Source organism: uncultured Anaerofustis sp. (assembly GCF_938029165.1).
Lineage (GTDB): Bacteria > Bacillota > Clostridia > Eubacteriales > Anaerofustaceae > Anaerofustis.
Genome location: NZ_CALHFB010000050.1, coordinates 92,167 through 112,247, shown reverse-complemented (window position 1 = coordinate 112,247; position 20,081 = coordinate 92,167). Strand labels below are relative to the sequence as shown.

Sequence of the window (20,081 nt, the reverse complement as noted above, 5' to 3'; positions counted from 1 at the left end):
GGTAACTAATGACTAAAACTAAAAAAATAATGATAATATTGCTGGCAGTAGTTTTAACTTTTATGACTGCTGCCTGCAGTTCTGATTTACAGGATTTATATTCTTTTGTAAGCGGGGATGATTACATATCAGAAATAGAAGACGGTTCGACCCTCGTTGAAGATATAGATGTAGGTCAGGGCGACAGCTATTTGATTTCTAATTCCGGTTTTGGGAATATACTAATAGATACCGGAGACAGTGAACACAGAGATATTTTGGTTTCTCATCTTAAAAAGAGAGGGATCAAGAAAATAGATTATGTTATTTTGACTCACCCTCATTCCGACCATATAGGGGGAATGACAGGTGTACTCGATAATTTTAAAGTAGAAAATATTTATATGCCTAAAATGACGCATAATACCGCTACATTTAAAAAGATGATAAATAAAGTAAAAGAGAAAAATCTTTACTTTAAAGAAGCTAAAAGCGGTGTCAAGATAAGTCTCGGTAAGGGAAGCAGTATAAACTTTCTGTCTCCCACAAAGGATATGTCTTTAAAGGATCTTGATAATTCCGATGCGGTATGCATGTTAAAGTCAAACGGAAGGAAAGTTTTGTTTACGGGAGATATATTTAAAGAAACGGAGCTTAAATTGATTCCGAGGATAGGTAAGATAGATATTTTAAAGGTTGCTCATCACGGAAGTCATAAAGCAACCAGCAAAGAATTATTGACATCTTCTAAGCCTGAATATGCAATGATAGGTGTAGGAGAAGACAATAAATATGACCATCCGTCTAAGTCCGCTTTAAACAGACTGGATAAATATAATGTTAAAGTCTACAGAACGGATCTTAACGGAAATATCGGATTTACAATAAACAATGATGGAAGTATTGAAGTAAACACTAGCAGGTAAGTTATGATAAAAGGTATAATAGATAGATTTGAAAACGATAAAGTCGTAATAGAATTTGAAGATTTGAAAATCGGAGTGCTCCCTAAGAATATCTTTAAAAAAGGTATAGAAGAAGGGGATGAAGTGACTCTTGACATAGATACAAAACACACAAAAAATATTGATATTGATGAACTATTCAAATAGTCATATGAGGAGATATTTATGAGCGAATATTACATGAAAATGAAAGAATTGATTTCCAGGCTCAAAGCCGACGGATACAGCATTACGGGAAGGATGATAAAACACTATATCGATATAGGTATCCTTCAAAAACCGGAGTATAAATGCCCCAATCAGGCTTTATATGCAGACTTTCATTATATAAGACTTAAAAGGATTTTATCAAGTAAGAAATCAGGAAAAAGCATTGCCAAAATCAAAGATGAAATATTTAAAGAAAATGACGATTTACTTATTAAAATCAAAAAAGATGATTTAGACAGTTATGATATAAATGAAATCATCAAAAAATTGGGTATAGTCGAAAAAGAAGAAGCGGATCTAATAAAGAGCGAACTTAATGATAATAAGACTTATACAAAAGTCGATATATTGGAAAAGCTTGACAGTGACGGAAGTATACTCGATTTAGCCGTTGATACGGGAGTAATTTCAGATAAAGATACTTACAACAGTTATGAACTTTATATTTTGATTTGCATAAAGAATTTAATAAAAGTAAAAAAACAAAATAAAAATGCAAGCGGACAGCTTATAGAGAGAATAAGCGAGATTTCAAAGCTAAACAGTATTGCTAATGAAATTTCATATTTAATCAACAGTGATAAAGATAACTCTTGGCTTTACACTTATCTTTTAGAGTCAATCGTTTTAAGTAAAGTCGATAAGAAAATCATTAGAAAACCCATAACGGAAGATGATGATTATAAATATAAAAAAGCTTTGGAAGATTTGGAAAGCATGGAATTTGATAAAAACTATGAGGGATAGGAGGTAGATTATGAAGTTTATACATACAGCGGATTTACATCTCGGTTCTTCGTTTCTATCTTCTTCTTTTGATAAAAACACCGCAAAAGAAAGAAGAGAAGATTTATTTAAAGCATTCAATAAATTGATATTAGCCTGCAAAAAAAGAGAAGCGGATATTCTTTTGATTGCAGGTGATTTATTTGAAGATGAGTTGGTCAGAGCCAGCGATGTAAACAGGATAATAGACGGATTTAAAATGATTCCCGAAGTAAAAGTAGTAATAGCGGCGGGAAATCACGATTATATCCATGAAAAATCTTTTTATAAATTACTTTCTTTTCCGAAGAATGTAACTATATTCGATAGCGATACATTGGATAAGATAGAGTTTGAGGAAATAAATACTTGTGTTTACGGGCTTAGTTTCCTAAAAAAACATTATGAAGAAGATATTTTTGAAGTACCTGAACTTGATTTCAGTAAAAACAATATACTTCTCCTTCACTGTGATGCAATAAGTAAGACTAGTGATTATCTTCCTGTTAATAAGAATAAGCTTGCATCTTCGGGATTTGATTACTGTGCTTTGGGTCATATACATAAATCTGTCAAATTATCGAATAATTCTGTATATCCGGGCAGTTTGGAGCCTTTGGACTTTTCCGAAACGGGATATCACGGATATATATTCGGAGAAATAATAGATAAAAAAACCGGTGTTAAGCTAATTAAAAGTAACATCAAGCAGTTTGTAAGTTTCGGTGTAAATATAACGGGTATAGAGTCCCTTGAAGAGGTCATAAACCTAATAAAAACCGAGGCTAAGATAGGATTGGACAAGTTCTTATTTAGAGTGAGCATTGAAGGTACTTTGAGTGACTTGGTTAAAATGGAAGATATAAAAACCAGGTTAAACGAAGAGTTTTATTATATAGAAGTAGTAGACAATACCGCAGTTGATTATAATATAGCTAAGATTTATGCGGAAAATAAGGATAATGTCATCGGTCATTATATAAAAGCATTAAAAGGCAAAGATGACGAAATAGATACGGAAGCATTGTATCTGGGTCTTGATGCACTTCTTAACGAGGGGGCTAAATAGATGAAGATAAAGAAATTAGGTATAAAGAGTTTCGGTAAATTTCAGGATAAGGAAATCGATTTTAAAAACGGACTTAATATAGTTTACGGTAATAACGAAGCCGGTAAATCTACTACACATAAGTTTATTCAAGGTATGTTTTTCGGTTTCTTTAAGCCTTACAGCAAAAATAAACTATACAGTGAAGAGTATAAAAGATATAAACCATGGAACAGTGATTTATATAAAGGAAGCCTTGAATTTACCATAGGTAAAAGCGAGTATAGGATAGAGAGAAACTTCGATAAGAAGAATGAAGATTTTAAACTCTTCGATAATATTACCGGAGAAGAATTAACGGACAAGCTTCCTTATGACGGTTCGACAAAGCAGCATATAATATCTCCTGTTATAAGACTAAACAGTGTTTTATTCAATAATACCATATCAATAGCACAGCTTGGTAATAAGACCGAGAAAGACTTCAAAAAGGAAATCAGCGAAACTCTTGCAAATTACGAAAAGGGCAATGATAATAAGATTTCCGTAAATAAAGCTATCTCGTATCTTGAAAAGCAAAAGGCAGAAATCGGAACGAGAAAACAGTCTAAATCAAACTACGGCAGTGCGGTAATAAAACTTGAAGAATTAAAAAAATCCAAAGAAAAAGCCGTTATTGCAATGGAAGAAAACAAGGATTATTACCTTCAGGTAAAAGCCTTGGAAGAAAAACTCAAGGAACTTAGAAAGAAAAAAAGAAAATTAGTTAAAGACTTAAATGATATAGCAAGGAACAGAGAAAAGCATATTTTCTTCAAATACAAAGCTGTCGAAGATGAAAATAATCAGATAAGAGAAAAAATAGAAGAATTAAAGAAGTATAAAGATATTAATAACGATATTTATACAGATTTTTTGAACCTTTATACGGAAAACAAATCTTTGAACGAACAGCTTGAGGATTTAAAAAACAAGCAAGAATATGTCAATAATACTCTTGCCGACCTTGATGACGAAGCAAAAGAGGTAAATAAAGAAACAAAGGGAAAAGACTATAACAAAATAGTTAATGACATAGATATCCTTAAAGACAGACTTGGTAATATCGAAAGACTTAAAGGTAGATTATCGGAAAAGAAAGATGTTTCCGTTGAAAAAGATTATTCTTCCAAGAGCACTACAAATAAGGTCATCAATATCGTATGTATAGTAAGTGCTGTCATCACGATATTCATGCTTGCGTTCAGCTTTACCATTTCAAAGAGTCTGATGCTTTATTTCTATATTGCTCTGGGTGCTACCGTAGTTCTTGGGATAATGAAGTTAGTCATAATGAGTGTATTTAAAGAGACAAGCAAGAAGTATGATAAATATGATACTTCGCTTATCAGGACTCAAAATATGATTGAACTCAATGAAGTTGAAATCAATAAACTCTTAATGGATTATGAAGAAGAAGATCCATATAAACTCATTGAGATACTTGAGGAGAAGAGTATCATTGCAAAAGAAGCTTCCGTAAATCAAAGCAAGCTTGAAAAATATAAGATGGACCTTGAAGATTTTGAAGGTACAACTAAAATTTTAGAAGAGAAAATAAGCGAAAATATCTATAAGATGAATGAAATACTTGTAAATAATAATATTTCAAGTATAGAAGAATTCAAAGATGCTCTCGAAAAGAGAGAAGAGTATGAAAAATCCATTGAAAGATATGAAAGCAACAATAAGCTTCTGTTAAATATCATAGACGGCAACGATATAGCCGAGCTCGAGAAAAAATTTGCAGGGGAAGAAGTAGACCAGGCTACTTTGGATACCATAAAGTCAAATGACAGTGCATTCCTTACAAACAGTGTAGATGATTTAAATGATGAAATCACCGGAGTGTCTGCGGAGCTTTCAAGGATAAACGGTATATTGGAAGAATCCAATGCATTCAACGAAAATCTTTGTGTAATAAACGAAGATATTTATAAATATGAAAATAAAATCAAAGAGTATGAACATAAACTGCTTGCTTTGGAAACAGCAATAGCAACAATAAATAACATTTCCAAGGAAATCCATACCAGTGTTGCACCCAGTCTCAACGAGACTTTGGGTACTATCATGACCAAGATAACCAAAGGTAAATATTCTACGGTCAAAGTAGACGATAACATGGATGTAATGGTTCTTGATGAACAAAGCGGTCAAATGGTGGACGCTGAAAGTTTAAGCAACGGTACTATAGACCAGATTTATTTGGCTTTAAGATTTAGTATCATAGATAATCTTTTAGCAAGTAATAAAATGCCTATCATTTTGGATGATTGTTTTGTTCAGTATGATGATTACAGGCTTAAAGAAGTCCTCGAATATCTTCACAGCGTATGCGGTGAAAAGCAGATCATCATGTTTACCTGTCATACCAGAGAAGCGAGAGCTCTTAATGAACTTGGGATAGATTATAATAAAATCGTTTTATAAAAGGAGAATTTAATTGAAGAAAGTTGTCATAGGAATGAGCGGCGGAGTAGACAGTACCGTAAGTGCTTATCTATTAAAAAAGCAGGGGTATGACGTCATAGGCTTATTCATGAAAAACTGGGATGAGACGGATGAAAACGGAGAATGTACCGCTGAAGAAGACTACGACGATGCGAGAGCCGTATGTCTGAAGCTCAATATTCCTTGTTACACCGTCAACTTCACAAAAGAATATTGGGATAATGTATTTACTTATTTCCTTGATGAATATAAAAAAGGAAGGACTCCAAACCCCGATGTTTTATGCAATAAAGAAATCAAATTCAAATGTTTCTTGGATTATGCCATAAATGTACTCAATGCGGATTATATAGCTACTGGACATTATGCGAAAGTCGAGCATACAAAAGAAGGTACTCGCCTTTTAAAAGCAAAAGACCAGCATAAAGACCAAACTTATTTTCTGTCTTTACTTAAAGAAGAACAGCTTGAAAGAGTTATTTTCCCCCTTGCGGATGTGGAAAAAGGTGAAGTAAGAGAAATCGCTGAAAGGGAAGGCTTCAGAAATGCCAAGAAAAAGGACTCAACGGGGATATGCTTTATCGGTGAGAGAAACTTCACTCAGTTCCTTCAAACTTATCTTCCAAATCAGCCGGGAGATATGATAGATATGGATACGGGAGAGAAAAAAGGTGAACATATTGGTCTTATGTATTACACTTTGGGACAGCGTAGAGGTCTTGGAGTCGGCGGATGCGGAAGCGGAGAAAGATGGTACGTAGCAGATAAAGACTTAGATAAAAATATTTTATATATAGTTCAGGGAGATAAAAATCCGAAACTTTATAAAAACGGATTTATAGCTACGGATGTAAATATGATTTCAGGTCATTATCCAAGCGATAAGTTCAAATGTGAAATGAGGTTCAGACATCTTCAGCCGCTTAAAAAAGTTACGGTGGAAGTAATAGACGAAAGCACCGCAAGAGTTATTTTCGATGAAGAGCAAAGCGGTGTGACTCCGGGGCAAATAGCTGTCTTTTATGACGGAGATGTATGTCTCGGCGGGGGAACAATAGATAAATTAATCAAATTTTAACATATTTTTTCTATATATTTAATTTTCTTTATGGTAAAATATATGTTGAATGAAAAGAGGTAATCAATTATGAAGAGAATGAAGCAAATACTTAGCATTTTAATTATTACTATATTTTTAGGGACTTTGTTCGGCTGCGGTACCGAACCGTCTGCACACAGCAAAGACTTTTCCGATGCAAAAAATAAATGGACACAGGACAGTATCTATATAGATGCACATGCAAAGAAACCGGTTAAGAATACAAAGACGGATATGGTGCTTGATGATTCATCTATGACTGTTACCGTTACATCTAAAAAAGGTTCCCCTAAGACTACTACATATACCGTAAGCGGGGCGAGTGACGGAAAGTTTACTGCTTCAGGAGATGGTGAAACAATAGAATATACTTTTAATTATGATCCGGGAGCAAACATTTTACATCTTTATAATACGGATTCTAAAGGCAGAGAAGTACATACGGTCTACAGAGAATATTCCGAAGCTCTTCCTTGGGATGACGGAAGTGCCAATAAAACCAATAACAACACTACAAAATAATTTTTGTAGTGTTTCTTATAATAGGAGACAAAAATGTTTAATACTTTAAAAGAAAAATATTTTGATGAAATAAAAAAATTAAGAAGAGACCTTCACAGGATTCCCGAAGAGGGGCTTAAGGAATTTAAGACCAGCAGGTATATAAAAGACTACCTTACCGACCTTGGGCTTGAATACGAAGAGACAGCGGGCACGGGGGTGCTTTGTTATATTGATATGGGAAGTGAAACGACATATGCTTTCAGGACCGATATGGACGGGCTCAGTATAGTAGAAAATAATGATATAGATTTTAAAAGTACTAACCCTGATATGATGCATGCCTGCGGTCACGACGGTCATATGTCTATACTCCTAATCTTCGCGAAATATTTAAGTGAGAATAAAGATAAACTTAAAGATAATATTTTGCTTATATTCCAGCCCGCAGAGGAAGGACCGGGAGGAGCGAAGCTCATTATTAAAGAAGGCGTACTTAAGAAATATAATGTGAAGAATGTATTTGCTCTTCATTTAAGTCCCAATGTTCCAAAAGGCAAATATTCTTCAAAGCCTTACGGTTTTTATGCGGCTTCAACCGAATTTACCGTCTTCATAGACGGGAAGTCTTCTCACGGTGCGGCGCCTCATAACGGCGTCGATGCTATAGTTATTGCCGCACAGTATATAAATGGTATACAAAGCATAGTAAGCAGGAACATAAATCCCATAAGAGAAGGGCTTGTTACCATAGGTACTATTGACGGAGGCGACAGGATAAATATAATCGCCGAACATGTCGAAATGGAAGGAACCATAAGGACCCTTGATAAAGATACGTACAAGATAATCGACAAAAGGATGCATACCTTCGCAGAAGGTTTAAGCGAAGCTTATGATTGTAAGATAACTTATGACTGGAGACCGTTCTACGGGATAACTTATAATGATAAAGAATTATATGAAAAAGTGGTTCCCGCTTTCGGTAATGATTATATCCTCGGTGATGCAATATTGAGTGCGGAAGATTTTTCTTTCTACTCTGAAGAAGTACCTTGCTTTTTCTATGAGCTTGGTATAAGAGAAGAAGATAAGGGATATGTTCATCCTCTTCATAACGCATGCTTTAACTTTGATGAAGAAAGTCTTTTATATGGAGTAATGGGCGATATCAATATATTAAAGACTTTAGGTGCAATTAAATAGTTATTTTAATAAAAAATAAGCTTCCTTACGGGGAGCTTTTTTTGTGGATTAACTGTGGATAACTATCCTCTCATATCATTCCGATTAGTAGTATTAAAAGCTGATTTTTATATGCTAGAATTTAAGAAATAAGAAAAATGTCGAAATACGGAAAATAGATATGAATATCAAAAGACCTGCTTTAATAATATTTCTATATATTTTATATGGACTTTTAATGTCTTATTTTAATGCGGAAAATATCATATTCTTTTCGTTACTCTTGATTTCATTTGTTTTGCTGTTCATTTTATTTAGGGATATTTCTCTTAGGATAATCTTTATTATTTGTATCCTTCTCAGTACTTTTACTTTCTATCATACTTCTTACAGGCTTGATTATATAAGCGAAGTGGATAAATTCACCGATGATAATATAAGCATAACCGCTCAGGTAGTGAGCGCACCTTCTTATAAGGAAAAGACTACTTGGATTTATGTAAAAGACGTAAAGTATGAGTTGAATGGGAAGATACACACTTCAAACGATAAACTGCAAATAGTTATTTATAATGACAACGGAAAATACAAAGTCGGAAGCTATTACAGATTTTACGGAAAAGTAAAACATCCCATTGCCCTTAAAGGTTTCAATTATAATTTATTTCTCAGAACTTTGAATGTGTATAACTACATGAATGTAAACTATAAAAATATCGATTTTGTAAGGGAAGACCACTTTCCCTTTTATTTGGATAAGGCATTTGTTTTAAGGGACAGATACAGAAGTAACTTGGAAAGAAATATGAAAAGCGAAGATAACGTCAATCTCCTAATGGGAATGCTTTTCTCCGAAAAGAATGTAGATGATGAAACTTATGCAAATTTTAAGATAACCGGTCTCAGCCATGTACTTGCGGTCTCCGGACTTCATGTCGGTCTTATTTATGCCGTGATAATTTATTTTCTTTCGATGTTTGATATAAAGAAACGCTACAGAGTATTTATCATTGCTCCGATTTTATTTGTGTATGTAATGCTTGCGGGGATGTCCTTTTCTTCTACCAGAGCCATGATGTTATGTCTGTTTAATGAAGTTTTATCCATGAAACACGAAGAAGACAACGATCCCTTCAACCATACTTTTATAATTGCCTCTATACTTCTTTTAATAAATCCGCTGAGTATTTTCCATGTAAGCTTTCAGCTTTCATTCGCAGCTGTCATGGGAATATTTCTTTTATCTCCGGTGATGAGAAATAAACTTCTCGATGTATTCAATGAAGATAATAATATCGTTAAATATTTTATTGAGCTGTTTTGTATAAGTACTTCTGCGTATTTATTTACTCTTCCGATAATCATAAATACTTTCGGTGCCATGTCTGTGATAAGTATATTATGCAATTTAATAATAGTTCCTTTTATTGCTCCCATTATCGTAATGGGACTGGTTGGCGGTATTTCCGGAAGATATGTGTTTGGATATATAGTGTTAAATCTTTTGGATTTGATATTGACCTTTATCAGAAGAGTGATTAAATTGCTGGCTTCCATACCCTTTGCTTCGGTAAAGGTCGGGCATTTGAATATTATTATTTTATTTTTATATTATATTTTGCTTCTTATACTCGCGGGATATATAACTATTCCAAAAAAGAAAAAAAGTAAATTTTAATTATTATATTTTTATGATACAATGTCCATATGGGAGACGGCTATGGATTACATTAAATTAAACGATAATATAAAGAAGAAGAATTTTAAAAATATATATCTATTCAACGTAGGGGAAAATTACATTGCGAAGATGATGCTGGACAGCCTCAAAAGTGCTCTTATATTAAAGGACTATGAAGATTTCAATTACTCTGTATTCGACGGTAAAAAACTTGATATAAATAAAATATCTGAGCTTATGGAAACTCTGCCTATGCTCGATGAACATAGGCTTATACTTATAAAAAGCGAATACGCAAAAAATAAAGATTTCAGCAAGAAGCTTAACGAAATCATCAAAGATATACCTCCTTCAACAGTAATTATCATTTGGTCGGAGGGTAACTTTGATAAAAGGACGGCTCTTTTTAAAACAATAAAAAAAGAGGGGGATATCGTTGATTTTGAAAAGTTCAAGGAATTTAAGCTTGAAAACTGGATAAGGAATAAGGTAAAAAACAAAAATCTCATTTTATCAAAAGACGCAATAGGCTATTTTATAGAAGCCAGCGGATATTTGCTTGACGGCAGTGAGGTCGACCTTGGATACTTCGTAAGTGAAATAGATAAGCTTTCCAGTTTAGGAAAAAGAGAAATCGATTTAGAAGACGTAAAGAAAATAATAAGTGTCAATATAAAGGACGAGATATTCAAGCTTACCGATGCTCTCAGGGATAAAAATACCGACTACGCTTTTAGACTTCTCAGTAATTTGGAATACAACAATGTAAATTTCATGCAGATATTGGCTGTTGTAATAAGAAATCTCGAAAATATGTATTTGTGCAAGGAATACATGAAAAAGAAAAAGAGTGAAAAAGATATAGTAAATGATTATTCTCTGCATCCTTATGCGGTTAAAATGGCGAATATTTCCGCAAAGAAATATTCCGATAAGGAGATACATGAAGCCTTGAATTTATGTCTTGATTTGGATTATAAAATCAAGATAGGCGAAATGAGGAACAGGGAAGCGGGAATAATACTAATAGAAAAAATTTCAAACAGGTAGGAGGTAACAATGTATAAAGTATCACTGCATAATCACACGACTTTGAGCGACGGGAAAACCGATATGGAAGAAATGGTATTGGCTGCAATTAAGAGAGGATTTACTCACTTTGGTATAACGGACCATGTTTGCACTTATAAATATGAAGACCACTCTTTAAAACCGGATAAATACGACGAATATGTCGATAAAGTTCATGAGCTTAGAGATAAATATAAAGATAAAATAGAGCTGTTCGCGGGTATAGAAAGCGAAAGATATGCAAATAAGGGGTATCTTGTAAGCGACTTAAGTAATATAAGACCGAGACTTGATTATATAGTAGGTTCCGTACATGTTACATATCCGGGCGAGATAATGGAGCCTGTGGATGAACTTTGTTCTAAATTCAGGAAGTCTTTGGAAAGAAGTTACGATAATGACGCAAGAAAATTTGTGACGGATTATTTTGAAAATTATTATAATAACTTGGCTGAACTGAAACCGGAGGTTGCGGGACATATAGATTTGATAAAGAAAAACAACATAGACGGGATTTTCTTTGACGAAACCGCATGTTGGTATAAGGATTTGGTTTCGGATGTGCTTGATAAAATAAAGGAAATAGGCAGCGTGCTGGAGCTTAATACCGGTGGAGGTTATAAACATGGTGTTAGAAGTCTTTATCCCTCTGATGTAATAATAAAAATGGCAAAGGATAAAGGTATCAAATTCACCATGTCAAGCGACGCTCATAATATAGAAATGCTTGATGTTTTGTATGATCTCGGTGTCAACAGATTAAAGGCAGCGGGTATAAATAAGCTATATACTTATTCCAATAAGGAAAAGGGATTTATCTCATTTGATATTTAAAGGATATATTTTTATATCCTTTTTTATTTTTATGCAATAAAATTATCTTTTTAATTGTTATATTAGTGAAAGTTTTGAAGCCAAATTGATTTTATAGAAAAATATTGTTATACTTTGTAAAAATATAAAATGAGGATAAATTATGTTACTTTTTGCTGAAATCTTTGGAGGGGAAGATAGCGTAAATACTAATAAGGAAATACCTATAGACGATAATACGATAATCGAAATAGGTATGAGTTCCAAAGAAGCTTTTGAAAAGCTTTATTATGCGACCGATAAAGTTTTATATGCTTATATACTATCATTTTTGAAAAATCATGAAGATACTATGGACGTACTTCATGATACATATATAAAAATAAGATCGGCGGCACATCTTTATAAACCCATGAATAAACCCATGGCTTGGGTATTCACTATTGCGAGGAACCTTGCAAAGACTAAAATAACCCAAAACAAAAGAAATTTATATCGTGATAATACCGATATAGAGAATGATTTGAGCTTTTCTTATGTGACGGACGCAGAGGATAGAATGGTGCTTATTACCGTACTCAAAGAGCTGACGGAGGAAGAAAGAAGTATAATCCTGCTTCATGCGGTTTCTGGTCTTAAGCATAAAGAAATAGCGGAGGATTTAAAACTGCCGCTGTCAACGGTTTTGTCAAAGTATAACAGGGGACTGAAAAAACTTAAAAATAAACTTGAAAAGAAAGGAGTAAGATATGAATAAATATGAAGAAAAACTAAAGAATGCCATATATCAAGCTCCTTTACCGGAGCCGGACAAACTTTACGAAGAGGCTATCATAAAAATGGAAGAAGATGATGAAATAACGTCTGATAAGAAGAAATGTGATTTTAAGAAGTTTTTTGCTCCCGCAATCAGTGCCGTTACATGTTGCCTTATGATTTTTGCATTTTGGTATTCTCAAAACCTTATGCCTTATAATTCTATAGATATCGATGTTAATCCAAGTTTGGAAATAGTGACAAATAAGAAAAATAAAGTAATAGATATAAAAGCTTATAATAAGGGTGCTTACGAAGTAGTTGATGGAATAGATTATAAAAATAGAGATATTGATTTTGTAATAAAAAGAATACTTGACAATATGTTAAAAGAAGGTTACTTGATAGAAGGATATGATTTACTGATGCTTTCAACAAACGATAAGAATAAAGACTTATCAAAAAAAATATTAGATGATTTGGACAGTTATATAAAAGATTATTTATCGGCATTTAATGTTTCCTCCGTTGTATTAAAACAATATTATGATGACAGCAGTCATAAGAATATTGATATAAAGGGATGCTCATTGGGTAAATATAATCTAATTGAAGAAATTATCAGCTTAAATCCTTCATTAAATGAAGAAGAGCTTAAATTGTATTCCGTAAGAAAACTTGTAAGCATATATTATGAGCTTAGCAATAACGATGAAAAAAATCATTTGCATGCAAGTAATAAGGAAGATGTCATAAAGGCATGCGGACACTCCAATACAAAAAAAGAAATACATGACAAAGGACACGAGAAGAAAAAGGAACATAAAAAAGAAAGAGAAAAAAATCATCATTAAAAATAAAATTTTATGCAATAAATACTCTATGTGATTAGTTATATTAATATAACAATAAAAAGGAGATTTATATATGAAAAAGAAAAATTTAATTATTTGGGGAGTATCGTTGTGTTTTGTATTCGGAGTATTTTTGTTCAGTAATTATTCTGTGACAAATGCTGCGAGTGTTTCCGTTTCACAAAAAGTAAAAACCGTAAATTGTACTAATGAAGAGTGTTTAAAAAACGATGAACATAAGAGTATCAATCATACAAAAGTTTGTGATAAGTCGAATTGTATAAATAAAAATTGTGATGGAAAAAATCATGTGTACAAACATAAAAAAAGAAGCGAAAATCATAAAGCATATGTAAATAATAATCATGGTTTAGGTAATTATCATAACAATAAATCACATAACAGTGGCGGACATCATCATTAATAGAATAATACAAATAAAAGCCCACAAGTATGTGAGCTTTTATTTGTTTATTTTTTTGTTTTTAGTTCTTCCCAGAATATAATCTGCCGAAACATTATAAAAGTCAGCAAGAGTTATAAGATGCCTAAGAGGCAGTTCATTTATGCCAAGTTCGTATCTTGAATATACTTGCTGAGTCGTCTTTATAATAGCCGCTACTTCGCCTTGCTTAAGGAAGTTATCTTCCCTCAGCTCTCTTAGGATTTCTGCATATTTTTCCATATACACCCCTCCAATAGAAATTATTATAATCAAGGTATGTTTTAATAATTGACTATACATCTTATGTGGTGTATAATGATTATTAAAAATATGTAAGGGGTAAAAATCGGTGATTTGTAAAGAAAATAAAAACTCGGATATTGAAATTTTAGAAAAGACGACTTCATATAAAAATCACGATAATAGCTGCTTTTATATAAAAGGAACTTTATATAATAAAAGTAATCAAAATTTCGGTTACGTTCAAATTACTTTTGATTGCTATGACGAAAAAGGAAATTATATCGATTCAGCCATAGATGTAATAACAAATCTTATTTCCGGTAATAAGTGCGGGTTTAGTGCAGTATGTTCAAAAAATATTGAAATGATATACACTTATAAATTAAAAGAAATATATTACAATTAGTATAAGCCGTTTATTTTAATTTAAACATAAAAAAGTCCTATAATATAGTTTATAGGACTTTTTATTATTCTTTTATTACCATAAGAGAAATGAGGACGTTTTCTTCTTTTTTCTCTTTTCCGATTTTCATCTTTGTAAGATAAGTCTTACTTCTCATTTCATTTACTTCAAAATATTCGTTAACCACCGACAATACATCTTTTTTTACCATTTCCAGCTTATCGTTTGAAATATTGGTCCTTTCTTTCATAAGTATGTTTTGAAGTCTTTCTTTTGCGACATCTTTGCTTTTGGTTTCATCTGTTTTATCTTTTAAAAAATCAAACATATCTCCTCCTAAAATCCAAGACTGTGAACGAGTCTTCTGACAAGATTTTCTTTCTTTACTATTTCCGTTATAGGTATCTCTTCTCCCGTTATCCTTCTTGCTATATCCATGTAAGCCTGTCCGGTTATAAGGTCATTTTTTCCAGCCACCGGTTCGCCTCTGTTGGAAGATATAACTATTTCTTTTTCATCGGGAACTATACCTATAAGCTCTATACCCAAAATATCCAGTATATCGTTTGTATCCATCATCTGACCTTTTTTCATCATATCTTCTTTGGCTCTGTTTATGATAAGTTTTGTATTTTCGATTTCATTTACATCCAGTAAAGATATAATCCTGTCTGCATCCCTTACCGCCGAAACTTCCGGAGTAGTAACGACTATAGCTTCTTCCGCTCCTGCAATGGCGTTTTGAAATCCCTGTTCTATTCCCGCAGGAGAATCGACTATTATGTAATCAAAAGTATTTTCGAGTTCTTTGCAAACTTTTTTCATCTGCGATGGGCGCACCGCACTTTTATCTTTGGTCTGAGAGGCTGGGAGCAGATATAAACCGTCGTATCGTTTGTCTCTTATCAAAGCTTGCTTTAGTCTGCATCTCTTTTCGACAATATCGACTATCGTATAAACGATCCTATTCTCAAGCCCTAATACTACATCTAAATTTCTAAGCCCTATATCAGCGTCGATAACAACTGTCTTTTTTCCTAATTTGCTGAGTGCCACTCCTATATTAGCGGTAGAGGTTGTCTTACCGACGCCGCCTTTACCCGATGTAACTACTAAAGTCTTTCCCATTTTCGCTTTCTTCCTCTTTTCTCTTTTCACTGTTTTTAGTAAATAATAGCAAGATAATGTAAAATTTTTTGTCTTTATTTGTTAACTAACATAAAATTTGAAATTAATTTTATTTATGTTAGAATATATTTAAAATTATAAGAGTATTTTGAAGGAAGTGTACATAATGAAAAAAGTTAAAATAACGGTACTTAAGACGACTTTAGATGAAGAACTTGCGAAAGAGTATGGGGCAGAGGGGCTTGATAAATGTCCTATGATGAGAGAAGGTCAGGTTTTTTATGCTGATTATGCGAAACCTGAAGGATTTTGTGATGAAGCTTGGAAGGCGATTTATCAGTATGTGTTTGCTCTAGCTCATAACTATGGAGATGAACTGTTTTATTACGGAGACTGGATAAGAAAACCGGGGGTCGCGATATGCAGCTGCAATGACGGGCTCAGACCTGTGATATTTAAACTTGAAGCAACAAAAGAAGATGCTGAAATCAATTATACTCCCGTTCGTTAATTTTGATTATCGTAGAAAGGAATAGAATATGAAACTAAATACACTCGGATGCTACGGACCCATTTCAGGCAGTGACGGTCCTACAAGTTCGTATTTAATGGAAGTAAATGATAAAAAAATATTGATGGATATGGGAGCGGGTTCTCTCATAAATCTTCAAAAAATATGTAAGATGGAAGATATAGATATGGTAATATTATCTCATCTTCATGCAGACCATATAAATGATTTGTTTATACTTAGATATTATTTGAAACTTATAGATAAAAAGATACCTCTTTATGCTCCGAATAGTCCAATCAGTGAATTTGACAGATTTAAAGATGAGGAATGTTTTGATGTCAAAGTATTAGAGGATAATATGGAAGTGAAGTTAGATGATATCAAGATATCATTTTTAAGTACCGAACATCCCGTATCTGCTTTTATGACAAAGATTGAATATAATAACAAAACATTCGTTTACAGCGGGGATAGCATAGTAAATGATAATTTAAAGACATTTATAAAAGGTGTTGATTTCGCACTTTTGGACGGTGCATTCATAAGCAGTCAGAAATTAAATAGGAATACTCATATGAGTTCCTATGAGGCAGCAAAAACAGCTGTAGACATGAATGTTAAAAAGTTAATGATCACTCACCTTGCACCGTTTATAGACATAAAAGAATATCTTTTTGATGCAAAAAAAGGTTCTGATGAGGAAATATTGCTTGCAGTACCGATGTTAAAAGTTAAAATTTAATTTGTATCATAAAAAAATCAAGTGTTTTATTGCTTGGTATTTTTTATTTCGGGGCACTACGCCTGCTAAAGCAGATTTCGCGCCCCTTACTTTTCTTCATATATTCATTTAATCAAACACATAAAAACCATTTAAAAGACTTATAAAAATCATTATATAATGATAACCATATAAATTACTTTAAATATGGCAAAAGTGTTATAAAATACTTGCATAAATAGTCTTTTCCCTCTATAATAAAGAAAGATTAAAAATCAATAAGTAGTGTTAAGATAGAGGCGCGGATTTTATCAGTAAATCATTTGATGCAGGTAAATGCAGGTAAGAATGGTTGAAAGGAAAATCTGCCGAGGAAGTTTATATTTTACCGTTTAGATTTCCGGGCTTAATGTTAAGAGCATTGAGACTGTCATCGCTTAGATGGAGTGCTATTCACAAATACTAATTTTTTTGTGTATTAGAGTCGCTTTGTCGGCTTTTATTTTTTATAACACTATAAAAAATACACTTAGGAGGAATAATATGGGAAAATACAATGTAGCGATTGCGGGTGCAACCGGTGTTGTAGGACAAAAAATGATTGAAGTTTTAGAGGAGAGTAATATAGCCGTAGATAATTTTTACCCTATGGCGTCAAGCCGCTCTGCCGGTAAAAAAGTTGAATTCAGAGGTAAGGAATATACAGTCGAAGAATTGAATGAACATTCTTTTGATAAAGATATAGATTTTGCACTTTTTTCTGCAGGAGGAGGAACGAGTAAAAAATTTGCTCCAATAGCCGCAAAGAACAATGTTGTGGTTATAGATAATTCATCTCAGTGGAGAATGGATGAGGAAGTACCTTTGGTAGTTCCCGAAGTAAATCCGAAGGATGCGCTTAAGACTAAAGGTATCATAGCAAATCCTAACTGTTCTACTATTCAGGCGATGGTTGTTTTAAAACCTCTTCATGATGCATATAAAATTAAAAGAGTAATCTATTCTACATATCAGGCTGTTGCAGGCTCAGGTATCAAAGGTATAAAGGATTTGGAAGAAGGTGTAAAAGGCGGTAAAAACGAATTTTACCCTGTACAAATAGCATATAACTGTCTTCCTCATATAGATGATTTTACCGATAACGGATATACAAAAGAAGAACTTAAAATGGTAAATGAAACTCATAAGATACTTGGAGATTATGACATCAAAGTTACAGCTACTACGGTAAGAGTTCCAGTATTTGTAGGACACAGCGAAAGCATAAACCTTGAATTTGAAAAACCGTTTGATGTAGATGAAGCCAGAGAACTTCTTAAAAATGCTCCCGGAGTAATTGTAAAAGACGATATTTCTGTTTCCGAATATCCTACGGTTTTGGACGCTGCGGGTAATGATGAAGTATATGTAGGCAGAATTAGAAGAGACTTCTCTGTGGAAAGCGGTATGAACCTATGGTGTGTAGGTGATAATATCAGAAAAGGTGCGGCTTCAAACACTGTACAGATTGCCGAGTATTTGATTAAAGAAAATTTCTTCGGAAAGGAAAACTAATATGTCAATTCTTAAAGGTGTTGCTACGGCGTTAGTTACGCCGTTTGATGAAAATAATAAGGTCGATTTAAATGTTCTCGAAACACTTATCAACGACCAGATAGAAAGCGGGATAAACGGTCTCGTTATATGCGGTACCACAGGAGAATCTCCTACTGTTACCGATAAAGAGAAAGATGAAATATTCAGAGTAAGTAACGAAGTCATAGCTGGAAGAGTTCCTTTTATTGCAGGAACGGGAACAAACAATACACAACATGTACTGGAGCTTACGGAACTTGCCGCAAAAAGAGGTGCGGATTCTGTTTTAATAAATAACCCTTACTACAATAAATCAAGCGATGAAGGTATTTATAAAAGCTATGAATATATAAGTGACAGAATAGATGTACCTATTATCGTTTACAATGTACCTTCAAGGACAGGGAAAAATATTTCCGCTTCTCTTGCAATAGAGCTTACTAAGATAAAAAATGTAAAAGCTTTTAAAGAAGCAAGCGGAGATTTATCTCAGGTAGCAAGGATTATGAAAGATATCCCTGATGATGTTGAACTCTACTCCGGAAATGACGACCAAATCATGCCTGTACTTTCTTTGGGCGGAGACGGCGTTATTTCAACTTGTTCAAATATAATCCCTAAAACTTGTGTTGAGCTTACAGACGCATTTTTCAGCGGAGATATCAAGACTGCAATTAAAAAACAGCTTGATATTTTACCTATGTGCGATGCACTGTTCTGTGAATGTAATCCTATCCCCGTTAAGACAGCTATGAAAATAATGGGGCTTAAAACAGGTGATATGAGACTTCCGCTTGTTGAACTGACAGGAGATAAAAGAGAGTTTCTAGAAAAGACTTTAAAAGAATATTCTTTGATTTAAAGAGGATAAATAAATGATAAAAGTAATGATCAGCGGCTTTAACGGAGCCATGGGACAAAACGTTAAGAATATCGTCGAAGGATATGAGGATATGAAGATAGTCTGCGGATTTGATAAGCAATCAAAGGGAAACGAAGGTTATCCTATTTATTCTTCATTCGATGATATAAAAGAAGAGATAGATGTGGTTATTGATTTTTCACACTTTAGCTTGGTAGATGATTTGATAGACTACTGTGTAAAAACAAATACTGCGCTTGTATGTGCTACTACGGGACTTGAAGATACTACAAATGCACATCTTGAAGAAGCAAGTAAGAGTATTCCTATATTTAAGACGGGGAATTTCTCTTACGGTATAAGTGTAGTTAGCAAGATGCTTGAGCTGGGTGCGAAGATGTTATGTGAAGATTTCGATACGGAAATCATCGAAAAACATCACAACAGAAAAGTTGACGCTCCAAGCGGGACCGCATATATGCTTGCCGACGTTATAAAAGAAAATGCGGATAAGAACCTTGAATATAAATTTTCAAGATATGGTAAAGATGTAAAAAGAGAAAAAAGTGACCTTACAATCCACGCTGTCAGAGGCGGGACTATAGTAGGTGAACACGAAGTCATTTTCGCGGGAGAAGATGAAATCATAGAAGTAAAACATACTGCTTTATCAAGAAAGGTATTTGCCGTGGGTGCAGTAAAGGCAGGCAGATACATTTACGATAAAGGCAGAGGATACTTTGAAATGAATGATATAGTATAAGGAG

At 33.4% G+C, this 20,081-nt stretch carries 23 protein-coding genes and 1 riboswitch; of the genes, 20 read left to right on the top strand and 3 right to left on the bottom strand.

What is annotated here, in order from left to right:
* Positions 1 to 8 precede the first annotated feature (8 nt).
* The 14 genes from Q0516_RS09605 to Q0516_RS09540 all read left to right on the top strand — a co-directional run bounded on the left by Q0516_RS09605 (position 9) and on the right by Q0516_RS09540 (position 13,844).
* Positions 9 to 905 carry a ComEC/Rec2 family competence protein gene (locus Q0516_RS09605; RefSeq protein WP_294465270.1) on the top strand — a complete coding sequence of 299 codons (897 nt, stop codon included), beginning with the start codon at positions 9 to 11 and terminating at the stop codon, positions 903 to 905.
* A gap of 3 nt (positions 906 to 908) precedes the next feature.
* Positions 909 to 1,091 (top strand): DUF3006 domain-containing protein, encoded by a 183-nt coding sequence (locus tag Q0516_RS09600; RefSeq protein ID WP_257480533.1) that lies wholly within the window; start codon positions 909 to 911, stop codon positions 1,089 to 1,091.
* 18 nt (positions 1,092 to 1,109) lie between these two features.
* On the top strand, positions 1,110 to 1,901 hold the full coding sequence (locus Q0516_RS09595; RefSeq protein ID WP_257480534.1) for a hypothetical protein: 792 nt from the start codon (positions 1,110 to 1,112) through the stop codon (positions 1,899 to 1,901).
* A 10-nt stretch (positions 1,902 to 1,911) separates the two neighbouring features.
* Positions 1,912 to 2,988, top strand: a complete 1,077-nt coding sequence (locus tag Q0516_RS09590) for a DNA repair exonuclease (protein WP_257480535.1) — start codon at positions 1,912 to 1,914, stop codon at positions 2,986 to 2,988.
* Positions 2,989 to 5,439 carry an ATP-binding protein gene (locus Q0516_RS09585; protein ID WP_294465262.1) on the top strand — a complete coding sequence of 817 codons (2,451 nt, stop codon included), beginning with the start codon at positions 2,989 to 2,991 and terminating at the stop codon, positions 5,437 to 5,439. It abuts the gene before it with no gap.
* 13 nt (positions 5,440 to 5,452) lie between these two features.
* Complete coding sequence (gene mnmA, locus Q0516_RS09580; protein ID WP_294465257.1) at positions 5,453 to 6,538, top strand: tRNA 2-thiouridine(34) synthase MnmA; 1,086 nt, start codon at positions 5,453 to 5,455, stop codon at positions 6,536 to 6,538.
* 69 nt (positions 6,539 to 6,607) lie between these two features.
* Complete coding sequence (locus Q0516_RS09575) at positions 6,608 to 7,081, top strand: hypothetical protein (RefSeq protein ID WP_257480538.1); 474 nt, start codon at positions 6,608 to 6,610, stop codon at positions 7,079 to 7,081.
* A 33-nt stretch (positions 7,082 to 7,114) separates the two neighbouring features.
* The gene (locus tag Q0516_RS09570; RefSeq protein WP_294465253.1) at positions 7,115 to 8,266 is read left to right on the top strand and encodes a M20 family metallopeptidase; all 1,152 of its coding nucleotides are present in this window, start codon (positions 7,115 to 7,117) and stop codon (positions 8,264 to 8,266) included.
* A gap of 160 nt (positions 8,267 to 8,426) precedes the next feature.
* Positions 8,427 to 9,923: a ComEC/Rec2 family competence protein gene (locus Q0516_RS09565; RefSeq protein WP_294465250.1), complete on the top strand. Its 1,497-nt coding sequence runs from the start codon at positions 8,427 to 8,429 to the stop codon at positions 9,921 to 9,923.
* A gap of 42 nt (positions 9,924 to 9,965) precedes the next feature.
* On the top strand, positions 9,966 to 10,976 hold the full coding sequence (gene holA, locus Q0516_RS09560; protein WP_294465247.1) for a DNA polymerase III subunit delta: 1,011 nt from the start codon (positions 9,966 to 9,968) through the stop codon (positions 10,974 to 10,976).
* A gap of 9 nt (positions 10,977 to 10,985) precedes the next feature.
* Positions 10,986 to 11,831 (top strand): histidinol-phosphatase, encoded by an 846-nt coding sequence (locus Q0516_RS09555; RefSeq protein ID WP_294465245.1) that lies wholly within the window; start codon positions 10,986 to 10,988, stop codon positions 11,829 to 11,831.
* 142 nt (positions 11,832 to 11,973) lie between these two features.
* Positions 11,974 to 12,567, top strand: a complete 594-nt coding sequence (locus Q0516_RS09550) for an RNA polymerase sigma factor (protein WP_257480543.1) — start codon at positions 11,974 to 11,976, stop codon at positions 12,565 to 12,567.
* Positions 12,560 to 13,420 (top strand): hypothetical protein, encoded by an 861-nt coding sequence (locus Q0516_RS09545; RefSeq protein ID WP_294465240.1) that lies wholly within the window; start codon positions 12,560 to 12,562, stop codon positions 13,418 to 13,420. The genes Q0516_RS09550 and Q0516_RS09545 overlap by 8 nt, the downstream gene beginning before the upstream one ends.
* A gap of 73 nt (positions 13,421 to 13,493) precedes the next feature.
* Positions 13,494 to 13,844: a hypothetical protein gene (locus Q0516_RS09540; RefSeq protein WP_294465237.1), complete on the top strand. Its 351-nt coding sequence runs from the start codon at positions 13,494 to 13,496 to the stop codon at positions 13,842 to 13,844.
* A gap of 39 nt (positions 13,845 to 13,883) precedes the next feature.
* Here Q0516_RS09540 and Q0516_RS09535 read toward each other — a convergent pair whose 3' ends face one another.
* Entirely contained in the window at positions 13,884 to 14,105 is a 222-nt protein-coding gene (locus Q0516_RS09535) for a helix-turn-helix transcriptional regulator (protein WP_257480546.1), read from the bottom strand.
* A gap of 109 nt (positions 14,106 to 14,214) precedes the next feature.
* Between Q0516_RS09535 and Q0516_RS09530 the strand changes: the two genes are divergently transcribed.
* Positions 14,215 to 14,514, top strand: coding sequence for an FxLYD domain-containing protein (locus Q0516_RS09530; protein WP_294465232.1), 300 nt, complete (start codon positions 14,215 to 14,217; stop codon positions 14,512 to 14,514).
* A gap of 64 nt (positions 14,515 to 14,578) precedes the next feature.
* Here the strand turns inward: Q0516_RS09530 and Q0516_RS09525 are convergent, their stop codons facing one another.
* Together Q0516_RS09525 and minD are read right to left on the bottom strand one after the other, a co-directional pair.
* A complete protein-coding gene (locus tag Q0516_RS09525) occupies positions 14,579 to 14,842 on the bottom strand; it encodes a cell division topological specificity factor MinE (protein ID WP_257480548.1) in 264 nt (87 codons plus the stop codon).
* Between the two features lie 8 nt (positions 14,843 to 14,850).
* Positions 14,851 to 15,642, bottom strand: coding sequence for a septum site-determining protein MinD (gene minD / locus Q0516_RS09520; protein WP_257480549.1), 792 nt, complete (start codon positions 15,640 to 15,642; stop codon positions 14,851 to 14,853).
* Positions 15,643 to 15,808: 166 nt separating this feature from the next.
* Here minD and Q0516_RS09515 point away from each other — a divergent pair, with 166 nt between their 5' ends.
* From Q0516_RS09515 to dapB, 5 genes are all read left to right on the top strand, one after another.
* Positions 15,809 to 16,153: a TIGR04076 family protein gene (locus Q0516_RS09515; protein ID WP_294465226.1), complete on the top strand. Its 345-nt coding sequence runs from the start codon at positions 15,809 to 15,811 to the stop codon at positions 16,151 to 16,153.
* A 28-nt stretch (positions 16,154 to 16,181) separates the two neighbouring features.
* On the top strand, positions 16,182 to 16,898 hold the full coding sequence (locus Q0516_RS09510; protein ID WP_294465225.1) for an MBL fold metallo-hydrolase: 717 nt from the start codon (positions 16,182 to 16,184) through the stop codon (positions 16,896 to 16,898).
* A 265-nt stretch (positions 16,899 to 17,163) separates the two neighbouring features.
* A riboswitch (Lysine riboswitch) is annotated at positions 17,164 to 17,337 on the top strand.
* A gap of 83 nt (positions 17,338 to 17,420) precedes the next feature.
* On the top strand, positions 17,421 to 18,431 hold the full coding sequence (locus Q0516_RS09505; RefSeq protein WP_294465222.1) for an aspartate-semialdehyde dehydrogenase: 1,011 nt from the start codon (positions 17,421 to 17,423) through the stop codon (positions 18,429 to 18,431).
* A 1-nt stretch (position 18,432) separates the two neighbouring features.
* Positions 18,433 to 19,314 (top strand): 4-hydroxy-tetrahydrodipicolinate synthase, encoded by an 882-nt coding sequence (gene dapA / locus Q0516_RS09500; RefSeq protein ID WP_294465219.1) that lies wholly within the window; start codon positions 18,433 to 18,435, stop codon positions 19,312 to 19,314.
* 13 nt (positions 19,315 to 19,327) lie between these two features.
* Positions 19,328 to 20,077, top strand: coding sequence for a 4-hydroxy-tetrahydrodipicolinate reductase (gene dapB / locus Q0516_RS09495; protein ID WP_294465216.1), 750 nt, complete (start codon positions 19,328 to 19,330; stop codon positions 20,075 to 20,077).
* Positions 20,078 to 20,081: the final 4 nt, after the last annotated feature.

Bases quoted from the DNA above. Each gene is read 5' to 3' on its own strand.
- Q0516_RS09525 (WP_257480548.1), bottom strand. From the start codon at position 14,842: ATGTTTGATTTTTTAAAAGATAAAACAGATGAAACCAAAAGCAAAGAT.
- Q0516_RS09540 (WP_294465237.1), top strand. From the start codon at position 13,494: ATGAAAAAGAAAAATTTAATTATTTGGGGAGTATCGTTGTGTTTTGTA.
- Q0516_RS09595 (WP_257480534.1), top strand. From the start codon at position 1,110: ATGAGCGAATATTACATGAAAATGAAAGAATTGATTTCCAGGCTCAAA.
- Q0516_RS09605 (WP_294465270.1), top strand. From the start codon at position 9: ATGACTAAAACTAAAAAAATAATGATAATATTGCTGGCAGTAGTTTTA.
- Q0516_RS09585 (WP_294465262.1), top strand. From the start codon at position 2,989: ATGAAGATAAAGAAATTAGGTATAAAGAGTTTCGGTAAATTTCAGGAT.
- Q0516_RS09545 (WP_294465240.1), top strand. From the start codon at position 12,560: ATGAATAAATATGAAGAAAAACTAAAGAATGCCATATATCAAGCTCCT.
- Q0516_RS09575 (WP_257480538.1), top strand. From the start codon at position 6,608: ATGAAGAGAATGAAGCAAATACTTAGCATTTTAATTATTACTATATTT.
- Q0516_RS09590 (WP_257480535.1), top strand. From the start codon at position 1,912: ATGAAGTTTATACATACAGCGGATTTACATCTCGGTTCTTCGTTTCTA.
- Q0516_RS09505 (WP_294465222.1), top strand. From the start codon at position 17,421: ATGGGAAAATACAATGTAGCGATTGCGGGTGCAACCGGTGTTGTAGGA.
- Q0516_RS09535 (WP_257480546.1), bottom strand. From the start codon at position 14,105: ATGGAAAAATATGCAGAAATCCTAAGAGAGCTGAGGGAAGATAACTTC.
- holA (WP_294465247.1), top strand. From the start codon at position 9,966: ATGGATTACATTAAATTAAACGATAATATAAAGAAGAAGAATTTTAAA.
- Q0516_RS09510 (WP_294465225.1), top strand. From the start codon at position 16,182: ATGAAACTAAATACACTCGGATGCTACGGACCCATTTCAGGCAGTGAC.
- Q0516_RS09570 (WP_294465253.1), top strand. From the start codon at position 7,115: ATGTTTAATACTTTAAAAGAAAAATATTTTGATGAAATAAAAAAATTA.
- Q0516_RS09555 (WP_294465245.1), top strand. From the start codon at position 10,986: ATGTATAAAGTATCACTGCATAATCACACGACTTTGAGCGACGGGAAA.
- minD (WP_257480549.1), bottom strand. From the start codon at position 15,642: ATGGGAAAGACTTTAGTAGTTACATCGGGTAAAGGCGGCGTCGGTAAG.
- Q0516_RS09515 (WP_294465226.1), top strand. From the start codon at position 15,809: ATGAAAAAAGTTAAAATAACGGTACTTAAGACGACTTTAGATGAAGAA.
- dapB (WP_294465216.1), top strand. From the start codon at position 19,328: ATGATAAAAGTAATGATCAGCGGCTTTAACGGAGCCATGGGACAAAAC.
- Q0516_RS09550 (WP_257480543.1), top strand. From the start codon at position 11,974: ATGTTACTTTTTGCTGAAATCTTTGGAGGGGAAGATAGCGTAAATACT.
- dapA (WP_294465219.1), top strand. From the start codon at position 18,433: ATGTCAATTCTTAAAGGTGTTGCTACGGCGTTAGTTACGCCGTTTGAT.
- Q0516_RS09600 (WP_257480533.1), top strand. From the start codon at position 909: ATGATAAAAGGTATAATAGATAGATTTGAAAACGATAAAGTCGTAATA.
- Q0516_RS09565 (WP_294465250.1), top strand. From the start codon at position 8,427: ATGAATATCAAAAGACCTGCTTTAATAATATTTCTATATATTTTATAT.